Below are 17,411 nucleotides of genomic sequence, written 5' to 3' on the forward strand. Positions count from 1 at the left end.
GTCATGTGACACTGGCGTCCCCGTCCGCAGTGCGGACCCGCTCCGCACCCTTCCCCCACGAGAAGTGCGACTTGCGTTCTCTTCCTCTGCCGCTCGCTCTCACCGCGCGTCTGTCGCCGGTCGTCGTGCTCGCCGCGATGGGCTGGGCCCTGACGTCCGGTCCGTTCGCCGCGACGACGACCGCCGATCACAAGGCGACGCCCGAGTCCGACTCCTCGTCCGGGAGCTCGGCCCCGTCGACGGCGCCCGCGGCCAAGGCGTACTCCACGTCCCCCGCCCCGTGCGGGAGTGTGACGGCGGCGACGCTCAAGTCCCTGGTTCCGGGCGCCAAGACGGCCGGCAAGGAGATCCCGTCGACGGACACGAAGGTGCGCCGCACCTGCTCGTGGAACGCGCTCAAGGGGTACGACTACCGCTGGCTCGACGTGTCGTACGAGATCACGGAATCGGACGAAGCGGCGAAGAAGTCGTACACCGAGACGACTACGGAGAAGAGCGGCGGCGGGGTGGTGCCCGGGCTCGGGGACGCGGCCTACTCCATCGTGAACCTCACCACAGAGGACAAGCAGCAGACGCGTGAGGGCACGGTCGTCGTCCGCGCGGGCAACGCGCTGGTGACCATCACGTACAACGGCAGCGACTTCGAGAACAAGAAGGCGCCGAGCACGGACGTCATCAACAAGGGCGCGATCAAGGCCGCCAAGGAGGCGGTGACCGCGCTGGAGGGCGCCAAGGCCAGCTAGCCCCGGCGCCCTCCCGCACGACGAGTCCTACGCCTCGACGGGCGTCGGCTCCTGCGGCGCCGGCTCCTTCCGGGTCAGCAGCGTCAGCGCCACGTAGAGGACCATCGACGTGCCGAGGCCCACCGCCCAGCCGTAGTCGGCGAGGGAGGACAGGGCCGGGATGGGGCGGCCGTCGATCAGCGGATGGAAGTCGGCGCCGCCGACGGCGAGCACACCACCCACCAGGAAGGCGACGACGGCGCGCCAGTTCCAGCCGCCGTCGTACCAGTAGCGGCCGCCCGCCTTGTACAGGTCGGTCAGGTCGAGCTTGCCGCGGCGCAGGATCCAGTAGTCGGCGATGAGGATGCCGGCGACCGTGCCGAGCAGACCGCCGACCAGGCCGAGCCAGGTGAAGATGTAGCCCTGCGGGTCGGAGTACAGCTTCCACGGGAAGATCAGCACGCCGAGGACGCTGGTGATCAGGGCGCCGGTGCGGAAACTGATCTTCCGGGGCGCGATGTTGGAGAAGTCGAAGGCGGGCGAGACCAGGTTGGCCGCGATGTTCACGGACAGGGTCGCCACCAGGACGGTCACCAGCGCGTAGAGCAGACCGACCACGTTGTCCGTCTTGGCGGCCAGCTGCACCGGGTCCCAGATCGCCTTGCCGTAGACGGCCTGCGAACCGGAGGTGACGAGCACCGACAGGAACGCGAACAGGGTCATGGTGGTCGGCAGACCGAGCGCCTGGCCCCAGGTCTGGGCCTTCTGGCTCTTGCCGTAGCGGGTGAAGTCGGGGATGTTCAGCGACAGCGTGGACCAGAAGCCGATCATGCCCATGAGCGAGGGCCAGAACAGCTTCCAGAAGCTGCCGCCCCAGCCGAGCTTGGAGGGCTGGTCGAAGAGCGGGCCGAGGCCGCCGGCCTTGCTGCTCATCCACCACAGCATCACGAACGCGCCGACGAGCACGAAGGGCGCCGCCCAGTTCTCGAAGCGGCGGATCGTCTCCATGCCCCGGTAGATGATGGCCACTTGGAGCACCCAGAACAGCGCGAACGACAGCCACATCGTCCAGGCGTACCCGCCGATCTGCGAGGCGTTCGCCCAGCTGTCCCCGATCAGCTTGCCGGCGAGGAAGAAGATCGCCTCACCGCCGATCCAGGTCTGGATGCCGAACCAGCCGCAGGCCACCAACGCCCGTACCACGGCAGGGAGGTTGGCGCCGCGCACACCGAACGAGGCACGCGCGAAGACCGGGAAGGGGATGCCGTACTTCGGTCCCGCGTGCCCGGTGAGCAGCATGGGCACGAGCACGATCAGGTTGGCCAGGGCGATGGTGAACACCGCCTGCTTCCAGTCCATGCCCACGGCGATGAGCCCCGAGGCCAGGGTCCAGGAGGCCGTGTTGTGGGCCATGCCGACCCACAGCGCGGAGAAGTTGTACGTGGTCCAGGTGCGCTTCTCGACGGGAACCGGCAACAGGTCGTCGTTGGCGTACGGCCCGCTGGGCTGCGGAGATCCGGGGGCGATCTCCACGCGCCCGTCGGCGAGGGTGACTTGAGCGGTTGGCGGCAGAGCCGAGGGAGCTATGTCGGTCATGGGCAGGCCAATCAAACGAGGGGCGGATCCGGAAAGGCCGTGCGGGGGGCTCCGGTCCCCCTCCCCAGGACGGTGGGGAGGGGGAGAACTGGAGTGGGGGGACGGGGAGTTGAGCGGTGGCGCGGGTGTGTGTCAGGCGTTGACGGCCGGGATGATCGTCGCGCCGTACGCGTCGATCGTGGCCTCCTGCGCGTCGTGCATGTCGTAGACGGCGAACTGGTCGACGCCCAACTCCCGCAGGGCGTTGAGCTTCTCGATCTGCTTCTCGGCCGATCCGATGATGCAGAACCGGTCGACGATCTCGTCGGGTACGAAGGCGGTGTCGGGGTTGTCGGCACGGCCGTGGTGCGAATAGTCGTACCCCTCACGGGCCTTGATGTAGTCCGTGAGTTCCTCGGGTACGGCGGCGGAGTGTTCGCCGTACTTGGAGACGAGGTCGGCGACGTGGTTGCCGACCATGCCGCCGAACCAGCGGCACTGGTCGCGCGCGTGGGCGAGCGCCTCGGGCGAGTCGTCCTCGGTGACGTAGGCCGGGGCGGCGACGCAGATCTTGACCTCGGAGGGGTCGCGCCCGGCGGCGACGGCCGCGTCCTTGACCGCCTTGACCATGTACTCGGTGAGGTAGAGGTCCGAGAGCTGGAGGATGAAGCCGTCGGCCTCCTCGCCGGTCATCTTCAGCGCCTTGGGACCGTACGCTGCCATCCAGACCGGGAGTTGGGCGTCCTCCTTGGCCCAGGGGAACTTGATGACCGTGCCGCCGAGGTCCGCCTCCTGGCCGGAGCCGAGCGCCCTGATGACCTTCATGGCCTCGCTGATCCGGGCCAGGGTGTTCGGGGTGCGGCCCGCGACGCGCATCGCGGAGTCGCCGCGGCCGATGCCGCAGACCGTGCGGTTGCCGAACATGTCGTTCAGGGTGGCGAAGGTGGAGGCGGTGACCTCCCAGGTGCGGGTGCCCGGGTTGGTGACCATCGGGCCGACCGTCAACTTCGTGGTGTTGGCCAGGATCTGACTGTAGATCACGAACGGCTCCTGCCACAGCACGGCGGAGTCGAAGGTCCAGCCGTAGGTGAAGCCGTTGCGCTCGGCGCGCTTCATCAGGCTGATGACCCGCGAGGCCGGCGGGTCGGTCTGCAGGACGAGTCCGAAGTCCATGTGCGCCACTCCTAGTTGAGGTACTGACTGGTGGAGCGCGGGGTGTAGACGCCGTGGCCCGCGTGCCCGGTGTACTCCCGCTCGGTGATGACGAGTTCGCCGCGCGAGAGGACGGTCTCGACGCGGCCGGTGAGGCGCTTGCCCTCGTAGGCCGAGTAGTCGACGTTCATGTGGTGGGTCTCGGCGGAGACGGTCTGCTCGGCGTGCGGGTCGTAGATGACGACGTCGGCGTCGGCGCCCGGGGCGATCGTGCCCTTCTTCGGGTAGAGGCCGAACATCCGCGCCGGAGAGGCGCAGGCGATCTCGATCCAGCGGCGGCGGCTGATGTGCCCGTCGACGACGCCCTGGTGGAGCAGGTCCATGCGGTTCTCGACGCCCGGCATGCCGTTGGGGATCTTCGAGAAGTCGCCCCTGCCGAGCTCCTTCTGGCCCACGAAGCAGAAGGGGCAGTGGTCGGTGGAGACCACCTGGAGGTCGTTGGTGCGCAGGCCCTGCCAGAGCTTGGCCTGGTGCTCCTTCGGCCGAAGGGGCGTGCTGCACACGTACTTCGCGCCCTCGAAGTCGGGCTCCGCGAGGTTGTCGGTGGAGAGGAACAGGTACTGCGGACAGGTCTCACCGAAGACCGGCAGCCCCTCGTCGCGCGCCTTGGCCAGCTCGGCGACCGCCTCCATCGCGGAGACGTGCACGACGTAGAGCGGGGCACCGGCGACCTGCGCGAGCTTGATCGCGCGGTGGGTGGCCTCGGCTTCGAGGAGGGCCTTGCGGACCTCGCCGTGGTAGCGGGGGTCCCTCTCCCCGCGGGCCAGCGCCTGCTCGACCAGCACGTCGATCGCGATGCCGTTCTCGGCGTGCATCATGATCAACCCGCCGTTGTCGGCGGCGCGTTGCATGGCGCGCAGGATCTGGCCGTCGTCGCTGTAGAAGACGCCCGGGTAGGCCATGAACTGCTTGAAGGAGGTGACGCCCTCCTCGACCAGCAGGTCCATCTCCTTGAGGGTGTCCTCGTTGACGTCGGACACGATCATGTGGAAGCCGTAGTCGATGGCGCAGTTGCCCTCGGCCTTGGCGTGCCACGCGTCGAGGCCCTCGCGGAGAGCTCCGCCGACGTTCTGGATCGCGAAGTCGACGATGGTCGTCGTACCGCCCCAGGCGGCGGCCCGGGTGCCGGTCTCGAAGGTGTCGGCAGCCTTGGTGCCGCCGAACGGCATCTCCATGTGGGTGTGGGCGTCGACTCCGCCCGGGATGACGTACTTCCCGGTGGCGTCGATGACCCGCTCGGCGGTCCACGCGTCGGCCGTCGGGGTGCCGGAGGTGGCCAGGGCCGCGATGCGGCCGTCTTCGATCAGGACGTCGGCGTGGAGTTCGTCGGACGCGGTGATGACTAGGCCGCCGCGGATTACGGTACGGGTGCTCATTGTTTGACTCCGCTGGATTGTGGTCTGGTGCGGGTCGGTGGGGGCTGGTCGCGCCCCGCGGCGAAGCCGCTAGTGGACGCTGCCCCGCGCCCCTGAAGACGGGGCGCGGGTGCCTTGCGTGTCTTACGGTGCGGTCAGCGGGCCGTACGCGTCCGGGCGGCGGTCGCGGTAGAACTGCCAGCGGTCGCGGACCTCGCGGAGCTTGGCCAGGTCCAGGTCCCGGACGACCAGTTCGGGCTCCTTGTCGCTGGCCACCTCGCCGACGAACTGGGCCTCCGGGTCGACGAAGTAGGTCGTGCCGTAGAAGTCGTTGTCGCCGAGCTCCTCGACACCGACCCGGTTGATGGCGCCGACGAAGTACTCGTTGGCGGCGGCGGCAGCCGGCTGCTCCAGCTGCCAGAGGTACGCCGACAGTCCGCGCGAGGTCGCCGACGGGTTGAAGACGATCTCCGCGCCCGCGAGGCCCAGTGCGCGCCAGCCCTCCGGGAAGTGCCGGTCGTAGCAGATGTAGACACCGATCCTGCCGACCTTGGTGTCGAAGATCGGCCAGCCGCTGTTGCCCGGGCGGAAGTAGAACTTCTCCCAGAATCCGGGGACTTGGGGGATGTGGTGCTTGCGGTACTTGCCGAGGTAGGAGCCGTCCGCGTCGATCACGGCGGCCGTGTTGTAGAGGACGCCGGGCTGCTCCTCCTCGTACATCGGCAGGACCAGGACGATGCCGTGTTCCTTGGCGAGCGCCTGGAAGCGCTTGACGATCGGGCCGTCCGGGATCGCCTCGGCGTACTCGTAGAACGCCTTGTCCTGGACCTGGCAGAAGTACGGTCCGTAGAACAGCTCCTGGAAGCACAGGACTTGAGCACCCTGCGCGGCGGCGTCGCGCACCGCCTGCTCGTGGACCTGGATCATGGACTCCTTGTCGCCCGTCCAGGCTGTCTGGAACAGGGCGGCACGAATCACGGTGCTCATCGGGACCTCCGGTCGCTAGGTGTGTGAGGAGCCTAGGAAGTCCGAAAGTCGTCGTTGAGTTGCACGGTGTCACGTCTGCGGACGCTCGGCGTTCCACGGTGTCACCCTGTCGTGGCCGCATGTTTCACCGCCGTTTTCGCAGGTAGTCCCATGTTTCACCCCTGTTGCGCGTCGTGCGCGAGGAGCGCGATGTGCACCGACGCGGCCTGCTCGAAATCGTCGAGGTCGACTCCGAGCCGGCCCTCTATCGCCTCCAGCCGGCGGTACAGCGCGGGCCGTGAGACGTGGTGGAGCTGGGCGGTGCGCGACTTGTTGCGGCCGGTGGCCAGATAGGTGCGCAGTACGGCGAGCAGGTCCTCGTCGGCCGCGCACAGCAGCCCGTCCAACTCCCGTTCGGCGAAGGACTGCACCTGCGGGTCGTCCCGCAGCAGCCGGATCAGGCCGCGCAGATGGACGTCCTTGAGGCGTACGACGGTGGGGAGTTCGAGGGCGTCGCTGGAGTCGGCCACGGCGTCGGCGACGTGCTGCGCCTCGCGCAGCCCGGCGGGCACGTCGTCCCAGACGGTGCGCTGGCCTGCGGCGGCCACGACCGCCTTCAACGCCCCCGACTCGGTGCGCAGTCGGCTCGCGAAGTGCGCGGCGAGGGCGTCCGCGTCCTGGTCGCGGGGCAGGCTGAGCAGGACTGCGGTGACACCGTCGGCGAGTTCGGCGACCAGTCCGGGGAGCCCCAACAGCCTTAGGACCCTGTCCAGTTGGGCCGTGTCGCCGTCGCGTACGACCATCGGTACGAAGGTGCGGCGGTTGACGGGGAGTCCTGCGGCCCGGGCGCGGGGCAGGAGTTGGCGGGCCGGTACGACGCCGCTCGCCAGGTCGGTCAGCAGGCTCTGGGCGGACTGCTCCTCCCAGGTGTGGGAGGAACCGCCGAGCATGCGGTGCAGGACGAGGGCCTCGGCGGCGCGGTCGGCGAGGAGGCGTCCGGTGGCGGTGTCGCCGCGGTGGCCGCACAGCATGATCTGGCCCCAGCGCTCGCCGCGTCCGCCCAGTTCGGCACGGATCCAGCCGTCGCCCTCGCTGCCGCCGGCCTGGCGGGAGATGCGCTCCCAGTCGCGCAGCACGTCGTCGACCGCGGACCGCTCCCCAGCCGTGGCGAGGACGCGGTGCGCGAGGTTGGTGACGACGACGGGACAGGCGCTGTGCGCGGCGACCTCGTCGAGCAGACTCTGCAACGGGGCGCCTCCGGTGATGAGTGCGGTGAGCGCGGTCCGTACGGCCTCGGAGAGGCTGACGGCGGCGAACTTCCGCCGCACCAGCCGGGATTGGACCTCCTCCGTCAACTCCGCGAAGGGGAAGGGCCGGTGGAGCACCACCATGGGCAGCCCGCACCGCTCGGCGGCGCGGCGCATCACGTCCGGCGGGGCGGGGAAGGCTCGGCCGAGACCGAGGACGACGGCCGAGGCCTCCGCGCGGTGCAGGGACTGGATGTACTCGGCCTGGGCGCCCTCGTCACCGGCCAGCAGGACGCCGGTGGTGAGGATCATCTCGCCGCCGCTGAGCATCACGCCGACATCGGCGGCCTCGGCGACATGCACCCACCGCACGGCGCGGTCGAGCTGGCTCGCGCCGGCCACCACCTCGGGTTCCCCGGCCAGCACCCGTTCCAGGGCGAGGACCTGACGGACCGACAGAGCGGGTTCCAGGGGGTCGAGGGTGGTGGCCATAACGCGTTTCCCTTGCTCGTACTGCTGCTACTGCGTGCTCGACAGAGCCCGTTCGAGGATGGCGGCACCCTCTTCGGCCTCCGCGACGGTGAGGGACAGCGGCGGGGCGATGCGCAGGGCGCTGGTGTCGTGGCCGCCGCCCTTGCCGAGGAGCAGCCCGCCCTCGCGGGCCGCTTCGAGCACGGCGGAGGCGGCCCGCGGATCAGCCTCGTCGGTGCCCGGTTTCACCAGCTCGATGCCGATCATCAGTCCGCGCCCGCGCACTTCCCGGACGCCGGGATGCTTGGCCGCGGCGGCCCGCAGGCGCTCGATGAGGAGGCCGCCGACGCGACGGGCGTTGCCCTGGAGGTCGTGCTCCAGGAGGTAGGTGAGGTTGGCGAGGCCCGCCGCCATGGTGATCTGGGTGCCGCCGAAGGTCGAAATGCTGTTGGAGTCGAGGCAGTTCATGATGTCGGCGCGGGCGACGACACCGCCGATCGAGCTGCCGTTGCCGATGCCCTTGGCGAAGGTGAGGATGTCCGGCGGACCGTTCTGGCCGTGCGCCTGCCAGCCCCAGAAGTGGTCACCGGTGCGGCCCCAGCCGGTCTGCACCTCGTCGGCGATCCACAACACGCCCCGCTCGGCGAGGACTTCGCGGAAGGCCGCGTACAGGCCGTCGGGCGGGGAGGTGAACCCGCCCACGCCCTGGACGGGTTCGGCGATCAGGGCCGCGGGCGGGCGGACGTGCCCGAGCAGGTCCTTCAGGTCGGCCACACAGGCCGCGATGAACTCGGCGTCGGACAGGTCGGCGTAGGGTCCGCGCGTCCGAACACCCCCGTGGACGTAGAGCGTCTGGAGCGGGGAGAGGGAGGTCGGGGACCAGCCGCGGTTGCCGGTGATGCCGACCGCGCTGAAGGAACGGCCGTGGTAGCTGTTGCGCATGGCCAGGATCTGGTTGCTGCGCCGGTACGAGGTCGCGAGCAGCAGGGCGGTGTCGTTGGCCTCGGTGCCCGAGGTGGTGAAGAAGACGCGGGCGTCGGGGATGCCGGACAACTGGGCGACGCGCTCGGCGAGTTCGACCATCGGGCGGTTGAGGTAGAGCGTGGACGAGTGGAGGATCCGCCCGGCCTGCTCGCTGACCGCCTTGGTGACCTCGGGGAGCGCGTGCGCGGTCATGGTGGTGAGGATGCCGCCGAAGAAGTCCAGGTACTTGTTGCCCTCGGCGTCCCAGACGTGCCGGCCCTCGCCGTGCGTGATCTCCAGCGGGTTGTCGTAGTAGAGGGCGAGCCACTCCGGGAGTACGGCCTTGTGCCGTCCCAGCAGGTCCTTGGTCACGGTTGCACCAACCCTTCGTAGGCGTCGGGACGACGGTCGCGGTAGAACGCCCACTGCTGGCGGACTTCCTCGATCAACCCGAAGTCCAGGTCTCGCACGACGAGTTCCTCGTCCTTGTCACTGGCGACGTCGCCGACGAACTGGCCCCGCGGGTTGACGAAGTACGACGTCCCGTAGAAGTCGTTGTCCCCGTACTCCTCCTGTCCAACCCGGTTGATCGCGGCGATGAAGTACTCGTTGGCCACGGCCGCGGCCGGCTGCTCCAGCTGCCAGAGGTAGGCGGAGAGGCCGCGTGAGGTGGCGGACGGGTTGTAGACCAACTGGGCGCCGTTGAGGCCGAGTTGGCGCCAGCCCTCGGGGAAGTGGCGGTCGTAGCAGATGTAGACGCCGACCTTGCCGACGGCGGTGTCGAAGACGGGCCAGCCGGCGTTGCCCGGCCTGAAGTAGTACTTCTCCCAGAAACCCTTGACCTGCGGGATGTGGTGCTTGCGGTACTTGCCGAGGAAGGTGCCGTCGGCGTCGATCACGGCCGCGGTGTTGTAGTAGAAGCCGTCCTGCTCGATCTCGAAGACCGGGACGACGATCACCATGCCGGTCTCGCGCGCGAGCTGTTGCATACGACGCACGGTCGGCCCGTCGGGCACCGGCTCGGCCCAGTCGTAGTGCTCCGGTTCCTGGACCTGACAGAAGTAGGGGGCGTTGAACACTTCCTGGAACCCGATGATCCGGGCCCCCTGGCGGGCCGCCTCGCGGGCGTGTTCCTCGTGTTTCGCCACCATGGACTCGGTGTCGCCGGTCCAGGTGGCCTGGACCAGAGCGGCGCGTACGACGTTGGCCATGAGCTGCTCCTTCGACGGGGACGTCAGAGCCTCTACGCCCGTAGACAAAGGCCGTAGAGGCATGAACGTAAGCCTCCGGAGGAGCCTTGCCAAGACCATCGCCGTTAACCCGCGGAGTCGATCGCGTTTCACACTCCGGTGGGCGAGCCGATGGGCCGGCTAGGCGGTGAAGCCCGCGACCCGGAGAGCGTGGACGAGATCCCAGTGGCGCTCGTCCGAGACGCCCCGGGCGGCCTCGACCAGCAGCGGGACGAGCTGCTGGGGGTCGGCCGCGACGCTGCGGGCCGCCTCCTCGGGGGTGCGGACCCGGACGTAGGCGTCGAGCAGGGCGCCGATCTCGCGGCGGCGGCCCTCGGTGGCCAGCGCGAGCACCGCCTCACCTATCTCCTCGGCCGGGCGGGCCACGCCCTGCCGCAGGATCTGCTCGCCGTCCGCCGTACGGCCCGCCGCGACCAGCGCGTCCGCCGCGCCCACCAGCCGGTCGGCGGGCAGCGAGGCGGCCTCCCAGAGCAGCGTCGCCCAGTCGGCGCCGAGCCCGGCGCGCTGGAGCTCGGCCGCGAGCAGCGGGAAGCGCGCGGCGGGCCAGTACGCGGCCTCGGCGAGCAGCGCGTGCGCCTCGCCGCTCCGGCCCTCCCGCCGCAGCCCCACGAGCCGCTGCACGGCCTCCACGGTGGCCTGCCGCGCCTCGGCGTCCAGCGCCTCCCGCCTCGGCTGCGCCTGCTCGGCCGGCCGCGCGGCCCCGGCGAAACGGGCCCCGCGCGGGGTACGGCGGGCGGCGGGCGCGGAGGCCGGCAGCTCCGGTACGGCGGCTGCGGGGTCCGGCGCCGGAGTGGCGACGGCGGTGTCGTCCTCGGCCATGCCGGCGAAGCGGGCGCTGCCCCGGCGGCGCTTGCGCTGCTTGGGGGCGGGGGCCGGGTCGGGGGCGGGGTCGTTGGCCTGCGTGGGCTCGGGGGCGGCGGACCGTGCGGCCTCGGGGGCGGGCCAGTCGGAGGCGTCGGTCCCGGGCCAGTCGGCGGGCTCGGGCGCGGGAGCGGCGGCGGGGCTCGGGAAGTCGTCCCGCAGGGGGGCCGGGCTGCCGTAGCCGGGGTTGGCGCGCTCGAAGTCCTCGTAGCCGCGGCGCGCGTCGGGGGCGCTGTCGTCGCGGCGCGCGGGCTGGGACTCGGTGCCGTCGATGCCCGCCGGGCCGTAGCCGCGGCGCGCCTCACGGACGCCCTCGTCGTGACGCAGCGGATCGGGGCCGACATGGCCGCTCCGGGGACCGGCGGCGGGCGTCTGTTCCGTGTCGCGCTGGCGGGGCAGGCGGTGCGGGGTCGGGCCGTTGCCGTACCGACCGTACGGGTCCTCCCCGCCGGACGGGCCGTCCTGGCCCTGGAAGGTGTCGTCGACCCGGAAGACGTTGCCGTGCCGGTCGCGGTGGACCGCCCCGCCACCCCGGAGGCGGACCCGGTTGTCCAACTCCTCGATGCGGGAGCGGAGTTCGGCGCAGCGGGCGGTGGCGCGCTCGTGGTCGTCGTGGGCCCAGGCGAGGTCGAGGCGGAGGGCGTCGGCCGCCTCCTGCGTGGTGGCGGTGCCGAGCAACCGCCCCAGTTCCGCCTGCCGTTCGGCGGCGTACTTCTGTTCGCGGAGCATCACGTCGAGCCGGTCGCTGAGGGCGTCCCGGCTGCCGGGCCGGGCGTCGAACGCGGCGAGCGCCGCCGCGTGCAGGGCGCGGGCGCGTTCCCTCTCCTGGGCGGCGACACCGGGGCCGTACTCGGCGGCGAGGTCCTGGAGCAGCGCCTCCACCACGTCCCAGGGCGGTATCTCACGTCCGCCCAGGCAGGCCTGCATACCATCGGGATCGCGCTGCCAGAACACCCCGCACCAGCCCCCGCCCTGGTCGAGGCGCGCCAGAAGCCGGTCGAGGTAGTTCGCGAACTCCCGCACCTGTCCGGGGAGTTGATCCACAGCCATGCTCCAACTCCCGCCAGACCGGAATGCTCCGGTCCGTAGAAAACACCATTTGTGTTACGACGCGGCTACGGAAGCTTTTCGAGCCGGGCGCAGAGAGTTCGGAGCCTACGCCTCCGCCCTGTGCGCTCGCCGGGTTCCGCCGGATCCGCCGTGTCCGCCACCCGTTTCAGGCCGCCAACGGCGCACACCTGACCACGAGTTGATCCATGGACAGCCCGAGCGCGTCGGCGAGCGCGGCGACCGTGAAGAAGGCGGGTGTCGGTGCCCGGCCGGTCTCGATCTTGCGGAGGGTCTCCGCCGAGATGCCCGCGTGCGCCGCCACGTCCGTCATGCTCCGGCCGCCACGGGCCTCGCGCAGCAGCCGGCCGAGCCGTTCGCCGCGTTCGCGCTCTTCGGGGGTGAGAGGGGTGCGTACCATGCCGTCATTCTAATACCGGTATAGTAATTGGCATGGTGGAACTCAAGACGGACACGTCTATCGATGCGATGTACGAGGCGGGCCAGGTCGTGGCCCGCGCCCTCACGACCGTGCGGGAGGCCGCCGACGTGGGCGTGTCTCTGCTGGAACTGGACGAGTTGGCGCACGACGTGCTGCGGGCGGCGGGCGCGACCTCGCCCTTCCTCGGCTACCGCCCCTCGTTCGCGCCCACTCCGTTCCCGGCGGTCGTCTGCGCCTCGGTGAACGACGCGATCGTGCACGGCATCCCGGACGGCTACCGCCTGCGCGACGGCGACCTGGTCTCGATGGACTTCGGCGCGCAGCTGAACGGCTGGGCCGGCGACTCGGCCATCAGCTTCACCGTCGGCACGCCGCGTCCCGCCGACCTGCGCCTGATCGACACCGCCGAGCGCGCCCTCGCGGCGGGCATCGCGGCGGCCGTCGTGGGCAACCGCATCGGCGACATCGCGCACGCGATCGGCACGGTGTGCCGTGCGGCCGGCTACGGCATCCCCCAGGGCTTCGGCGGCCACGGCATCGGCCGCCAGATGCACGAGGACCCCGGCGTCCCGAACGAGGGCCGCCCCGGCCGGGGTTTCCCCCTCCGCCACGGCATGGCCCTCGCGATCGAGCCCATGCTGATCGCGAGCGGCAAGGACGGCTACCACGAGGCCCCGGACGGCTGGACCCTGCGAACGAACGACGGCTCGAGGGCGGCGCACGTGGAACACACGGTGGCGATCACGGATGGCGGGCCAAGGGTCCTTACCGAGCGACGCTGACCGTCCCGCCCAGGGGCGCGGGGCCGTGTCGATGTGCGGCTCCGCCGCGTGGGCGCGACCAGCCACAGCACACCCGCAGACATGAACGCACCTAAAACAGCACATGCTCCCCGCAGTGGTCCGTGCCATGGTGGATTGATGACCAGTGGCCACATACCACCTGAAAACGACCCCTTCGCAGACTTCTTCGCCAGGTTCTTCGGAGGGGCCACCCGCCCCGGTCCACGCCACGTAGACATAGCCCGCCTGTTGAGCCAGCCGGCCAGGGACCTCGTCCGGGGCGCCGCCCAGTACGCCGCGGAACACGGCAGCCACGACCTGGACACCCAGCACCTGCTGCGCGCCGCGCTCTCCGCGGAGCCGACCCGCGGCCTCCTCACCCGTGCCGGCGCGGACCCCGACTCCCTGGCGGCGGAGATCGACGAGCGCTCTGGACCGGTCCAACCCCCGGAGGGCACGTCCCTCAACCTCACCCCGGCCGTCAAGCGCGCCCTCCTGGACGCGCACGACCTGGCGAGGGCGGGCGGCGCGGGCTACATCGGCCCCGAGCACGTGCTCGGGGCCCTCGCCGCGAACCCGGACTCCGCCGCCGGGCACATCCTGAACGCGGCCCGCTTCGCCCCCACGGGCCTGCCGCCCGAGGCACCGGACGGCACGCTGCCGCGCACGGACCAGCCGCGCCCCACCGGCACCCCGACCCTCGACAAGTACGGCCGCGATCTCACCGACCTGGCCCGGCACGGCCGTATCGACCCGGTGATCGGCCGTGACGAGGAGATCGAGCAGACCATCGAGGTGCTGTCCCGGCGCGGCAAGAACAACCCGGTGCTGATCGGCGACGCGGGGGTCGGCAAGACCGCGATCGTCGAGGGGCTCGCCCAGCGCATCACGGACGGCGACGTCCCGGACGTGCTGACCGGGCGGCGGGTGGTCGCGCTCGACCTGACGGGCGTGGTCGCGGGCACCCGTTTCCGGGGCGACTTCGAGGAGCGGCTGACGAACATCGTCGGCGAGATCCGCGCGCACTCCGACGAACTGATCGTGTTCATCGACGAGTTGCACACCGTGGTGGGCGCGGGCGGTGGCGGCGAGAGCGGTTCGACGGACGCGGGCAACATCCTCAAACCGGCGCTGGCGCGCGGTGAATTGCACATCGTGGGCGCCACTACGCTGGAGGAGTTCCGCCGGATCGAGAAGGACGCGGCGCTGGCCCGCCGCTTCCAGCCGATCCTGGTGCCCGAGCCGACCGTCGCGGACGCGATCGAGATTCTGCGCGGACTGCGCGACCGCTACGAGGCACACCACCAAGTCCGGTACACCGACGAGGCGTTGGTGGCCGCCGTGGAACTGTCCGACCGCTATCTCACCGACCGCCGCCTGCCCGACAAGGCGATCGACCTGATCGACCAGGCGGGCGCGCGGGTACGGCTGCGGGCGCGCACGAAGGGCACGGACGTACGGGCCCTGGAGCGCGAGGTGGAGCAGCTCGCCCGCGACAAGGACCAGGCGGCGGCCGACGAGGACTACGAGAAGGCGACCCGACTCCGGGACCGCATCGCCGAGTTGAAGGTGCGGCTGGCGGAGGCGGGCGGAGAAGACACGGGCGACGAGGGACAGCACCTGGAGGTCACCGGGGAAGCGATCGCCGAAGTCGTGTCCCGGCAGACCGGCATCCCGGTGAGCAGTCTCACCGCGGAGGAGAAGGACCGGCTGCTCGGTCTGGAGGAGCATCTGCACCGGCGGGTCGTCGGCCAGGAGGAGGCGGTGCGGGTCGTGTCGGACGCGGTGCTGCGCTCGCGAGCGGGGCTGGCGAGCCCGGACCGGCCGATCGGCAGCTTCCTGTTCCTGGGCCCAACAGGCGTCGGCAAGACGGAACTTGCCCGCGCGCTCGCGGAGGCACTGTTCGGCAGCGAGGACCGGATGGTCCGCCTGGACATGAGCGAGTACCAGGAACGGCACACGGTGAGCCGTCTCGTCGGCGCCCCGCCCGGTTACGTCGGCCACGAGGAGGCCGGTCAGTTGACCGAGGTCGTACGCCGGCACCCCTACTCGCTCCTCCTCCTCGACGAGGTCGAGAAGGCGCACCCGGACGTCTTCAACATCCTCCTCCAGGTCCTGGACGACGGCCGGTTGACCGACTCGCAGGGCCGCACGGTCGACTTCACCAACACGGTGATCGTGATGACCAGCAACCTCGGTTCCGAGGCGATCACCCGGCGCGGGGCGGGGATCGGTTTCGGGCCGGGCGGCGCCGACGCGGACGAGGAGGCGCGGCGCGAGCAGATCCTGCGCCCGCTGCGCGAGCACTTCCGCCCGGAGTTCCTCAACCGTATCGACGAGATCGTCGTCTTCCGTCAGCTCACGGCCGAGCAACTCCGGCTGATCACCCAGCTGTTGCTGGAACGCACCCGCCGCCTCATGCACGCACAGGGCATCGCGGTCGAGTTCACGGACCCGGCCGTCGACTGGCTGTCCCAGCAGGGCTTCCAGCCCGAGTACGGCGCCCGGCCGCTGCGGCGGACCATCCAGCGCGAGGTCGACAACCAGCTGTCCCGGCTGCTCCTGGACGGCCGGATCGCGGAGGGCGGCCGGGTGACGGTGGACGTGACGGACGGGCGGCTCGCGTTCCGGACGGATACGGCCACCTCGCCCGCCTCCGACCTGTCGGCTACGACTCCGCCCGCCTCCGGCTCACCGGCTACGGGGCCGGATTGACCACCGCCGCCGACCCGCCGCCGCGCCGTACCTTCTCGGCGGCGGCCAACCACTCCCCGTTCGGCAGCCGTTGCACACCCGTCGCCGCGCCGATCTCCGGATTCAGCGTGAAGGAGTGCCCGATGGCTTGCAACTGGGTCTTCAAGTCGCTGTTGTAGAGCGCCGGTTCGAGTTCCGTGTTGGCCGCGTTGCGCTGACTCGCGCGAGGCGCGGCGATCGCGTCCACGAGTGGCAGCTTCCGGTCCAGGAACTCCGTGAGGGTCTGGAGCACGGTCGTGATGATGGTCGCGCCACCGGGTGAACCGAGCGCCACGACCGGCTTGTTGTGCTTGTCGAGGACGATCGTCGGCGAGATCGAGGAGCGCGGGCGCTTGCCCGGACCCGGCAGGTTCGGGTCGTGGACGGCCGGGTTGGCGGGCGTGAAGGAGAAGTCGGTCAGCTCGTTGTTGAGCAGGAAGCCGCGGCCGGGCACGGTCATCGCGCTGCCGCCGGTCTGCTCGATGGTGAGCGTGTAGGAGACGACGTTGCCCCACTTGTCGGCGACCGTGAGGTGGGTGGTGTTCTCGCCCTCGTACGTCGTCGGGGCGGCCGTCCCGGCGGCGGTGCAGGCCGTCGGGTTGCGCGGGTCGGCGGGCGCCAGCGGGCTGGTGAGGACCGCGTCGTCCTTGATGAGGCAGGCGCGCGAGTCGGCGAACTTCTGCGAGAGGAGTTCCTTCGTCGGTACGTCCTCGAAGGCGGGGTCGCCGACCCAGCGCCCCCGGTCCGCGAACGCGATCCGGCTGGCCTCGATGTAGTGGTGCAGGTACTGGACCTCGCTGACCTTCGAAAGGTCGGTCTTCTCAAGGATGTTGAGGGCCTCGCCGACGGTCGTGCCACCGGAGGAGGAGGGCGCGATGGAGTAGACGCCGAGTCCGCGGTACGTCGTCTTCGTGGGGGCCTGGAGCTTGGCGCGGTAGGCCGCGAGGTCCTGGGTGGAGAGCTTGCCGGGGCGGGCGTTCCAGCCCGAACTCGCGTCCACCTTCGGGGTGTTCACCGTGGCGAGGATGTCCTTGCCGAGTGCGCCGCGATAGATGTCCCCGATCCCCTTCTTGCCCAACTCCTTGTAGGTGGCGGCAAGTTCGGGGTTCTTGAAGGTGGAGCCGACGACCGGCAGGGCGCCGCCGGGCAGGAACAGCTTGGCGGTGTCGGGGAAGTAGCGGAAGCGCGTCTCGTTGGCCGCCGTCTGGGTGCGGAAGGTGTCGTCGACCGTGAAGCCGTCGGACGCGATCCGCTCGGCGGGCTTGAGGACCGTACCGAGCTTCTCACTGCCCCACTGGTCGAGGGCCGTCTGCCAGGTAGCGGGCGTGCCCGGGGTGCCGACGCTGAGGCCGCTGCTGACGGCGTCGGCGAAGGCGAGTGCCTTGCCGTTCTCCACGAAGAGGTTGGAGTCGGCGGTCAGCGGAGCGGTCTCGCGGCCGTCGATGGTGTGCACCGTACGGGACTTGGCGTCGTAGTAGACGAAGTAGCCGCCTCCGCCGATGCCGGAGGAGTAGGGCTCGGTGACGCCGAGCGCGGCGGCGGTGGCGACGGCCGCGTCGACCGCGTTGCCGCCCTTCTTCAGGACCTCGATACCGGCAGCGGTGGCGTCCGCGTCGACGCTCGCCACGGCACCGCCGTAGCCGACGGCGACCGGAACCTTCGTCGGTGTGCTGCTGCTCGTCGCGGCGGGTGGGGCCGCGGCCCCGACCGACACCACGGCGGCCGAGACCGCCAGGACCGACAGTTTCCGTGCCACTGGGCGACGCATCCGTACCTCCAGTCCAG

13 protein-coding genes are annotated in these 17,411 nt (G+C 70.7%); 3 read left to right on the top strand and 10 right to left on the bottom strand.

The annotated features are described in order from the left end of the window. The first annotated feature begins 71 nt into the window (after positions 1-71). On the top strand, positions 72-743 hold the full coding sequence (locus tag ACQHII_RS09920; RefSeq protein ID WP_427918936.1) for a hypothetical protein: 672 nt from the start codon (positions 72-74) through the stop codon (positions 741-743). 27 nt (positions 744-770) lie between these two features. Here ACQHII_RS09920 and ACQHII_RS09925 read toward each other — a convergent pair whose 3' ends face one another. The 9 genes from ACQHII_RS09925 to ACQHII_RS09965 form a co-directional block, all read right to left on the bottom strand. Further along, a complete protein-coding gene (locus ACQHII_RS09925; RefSeq protein WP_427918937.1) occupies positions 771-2,318 on the bottom strand; it encodes an NCS1 family nucleobase:cation symporter-1 in 1,548 nt (515 codons plus the stop codon). Between the two features lie 132 nt (positions 2,319-2,450). Then, positions 2,451-3,470, bottom strand: coding sequence for a TIGR03842 family LLM class F420-dependent oxidoreductase (locus ACQHII_RS09930; RefSeq protein ID WP_401938476.1), 1,020 nt, complete (start codon positions 3,468-3,470; stop codon positions 2,451-2,453). Between the two features lie 11 nt (positions 3,471-3,481). Further along, positions 3,482-4,885, bottom strand: a complete 1,404-nt coding sequence (gene hydA / locus ACQHII_RS09935) for a dihydropyrimidinase (RefSeq protein WP_427918938.1) — start codon at positions 4,883-4,885, stop codon at positions 3,482-3,484. Between the two features lie 123 nt (positions 4,886-5,008). Further along, the gene (locus ACQHII_RS09940) at positions 5,009-5,851 is read right to left on the bottom strand and encodes a nitrilase-related carbon-nitrogen hydrolase (RefSeq protein WP_328676852.1); all 843 of its coding nucleotides are present in this window, start codon (positions 5,849-5,851) and stop codon (positions 5,009-5,011) included. Between the two features lie 155 nt (positions 5,852-6,006). Further along, entirely contained in the window at positions 6,007-7,569 is a 1,563-nt protein-coding gene (locus ACQHII_RS09945; RefSeq protein WP_427918939.1) for a PucR family transcriptional regulator, read from the bottom strand. Positions 7,570-7,596: 27 nt separating this feature from the next. After that, positions 7,597-8,883 carry an aspartate aminotransferase family protein gene (locus tag ACQHII_RS09950; RefSeq protein WP_427918940.1) on the bottom strand — a complete coding sequence of 429 codons (1,287 nt, stop codon included), beginning with the start codon at positions 8,881-8,883 and terminating at the stop codon, positions 7,597-7,599. Then, positions 8,880-9,722, bottom strand: coding sequence for a nitrilase-related carbon-nitrogen hydrolase (locus ACQHII_RS09955; protein WP_427918941.1), 843 nt, complete (start codon positions 9,720-9,722; stop codon positions 8,880-8,882). Before ACQHII_RS09955 ends, ACQHII_RS09950 begins: the two co-directional genes overlap by 4 nt. A 159-nt stretch (positions 9,723-9,881) precedes the next feature. Continuing rightward, a complete protein-coding gene (locus ACQHII_RS09960; protein ID WP_427918942.1) occupies positions 9,882-11,672 on the bottom strand; it encodes a hypothetical protein in 1,791 nt (596 codons plus the stop codon). Between the two features lie 166 nt (positions 11,673-11,838). Then, complete coding sequence (locus tag ACQHII_RS09965; protein ID WP_019071243.1) at positions 11,839-12,090, bottom strand: helix-turn-helix domain-containing protein; 252 nt, start codon at positions 12,088-12,090, stop codon at positions 11,839-11,841. Positions 12,091-12,122: 32 nt separating this feature from the next. Between ACQHII_RS09965 and map the strand changes: the two genes are divergently transcribed. After that, positions 12,123-12,893 (top strand): type I methionyl aminopeptidase, encoded by a 771-nt coding sequence (gene map / locus ACQHII_RS09970; RefSeq protein ID WP_427918943.1) that lies wholly within the window; start codon positions 12,123-12,125, stop codon positions 12,891-12,893. A gap of 138 nt (positions 12,894-13,031) precedes the next feature. Beyond that, positions 13,032-15,608, top strand: a complete 2,577-nt coding sequence (locus ACQHII_RS09975) for an ATP-dependent Clp protease ATP-binding subunit (RefSeq protein ID WP_427918944.1) — start codon at positions 13,032-13,034, stop codon at positions 15,606-15,608. Here ACQHII_RS09975 and ggt read toward each other — a convergent pair. Continuing rightward, positions 15,592-17,394, bottom strand: coding sequence for a gamma-glutamyltransferase (gene ggt / locus ACQHII_RS09980; protein ID WP_427918945.1), 1,803 nt, complete (start codon positions 17,392-17,394; stop codon positions 15,592-15,594). The genes ACQHII_RS09975 and ggt overlap by 17 nt on opposite strands. Positions 17,395-17,411: the final 17 nt, after the last annotated feature.

The sequence above is a fragment of the Streptomyces sp. cg40 genome (assembly GCF_050320165.1).
GTDB lineage: Bacteria > Actinomycetota > Actinomycetes > Streptomycetales > Streptomycetaceae > Streptomyces > Streptomyces hokutonensis.

Excerpts from the sequence above, each read along its gene's own strand:
- ACQHII_RS09960 (WP_427918942.1), bottom strand. The coding sequence starts at position 11,672 with ATGGCTGTGGATCAACTCCCCGGACAGGTGCGGGAGTTCGCGAACTAC.
- ACQHII_RS09965 (WP_019071243.1), bottom strand. The coding sequence starts at position 12,090 with ATGGTACGCACCCCTCTCACCCCCGAAGAGCGCGAACGCGGCGAACGG.
- ACQHII_RS09940 (WP_328676852.1), bottom strand. The coding sequence starts at position 5,851 with ATGAGCACCGTGATTCGTGCCGCCCTGTTCCAGACAGCCTGGACGGGC.
- ACQHII_RS09975 (WP_427918944.1), top strand. The coding sequence starts at position 13,032 with ATGACCAGTGGCCACATACCACCTGAAAACGACCCCTTCGCAGACTTC.
- ACQHII_RS09930 (WP_401938476.1), bottom strand. The coding sequence starts at position 3,470 with ATGGACTTCGGACTCGTCCTGCAGACCGACCCGCCGGCCTCGCGGGTC.
- ACQHII_RS09925 (WP_427918937.1), bottom strand. The coding sequence starts at position 2,318 with ATGACCGACATAGCTCCCTCGGCTCTGCCGCCAACCGCTCAAGTCACC.
- ACQHII_RS09955 (WP_427918941.1), bottom strand. The coding sequence starts at position 9,722 with ATGGCCAACGTCGTACGCGCCGCTCTGGTCCAGGCCACCTGGACCGGC.
- ggt (WP_427918945.1), bottom strand. The coding sequence starts at position 17,394 with ATGCGTCGCCCAGTGGCACGGAAACTGTCGGTCCTGGCGGTCTCGGCC.
- map (WP_427918943.1), top strand. The coding sequence starts at position 12,123 with ATGGTGGAACTCAAGACGGACACGTCTATCGATGCGATGTACGAGGCG.
- hydA (WP_427918938.1), bottom strand. The coding sequence starts at position 4,885 with ATGAGCACCCGTACCGTAATCCGCGGCGGCCTAGTCATCACCGCGTCC.
- ACQHII_RS09945 (WP_427918939.1), bottom strand. The coding sequence starts at position 7,569 with ATGGCCACCACCCTCGACCCCCTGGAACCCGCTCTGTCGGTCCGTCAG.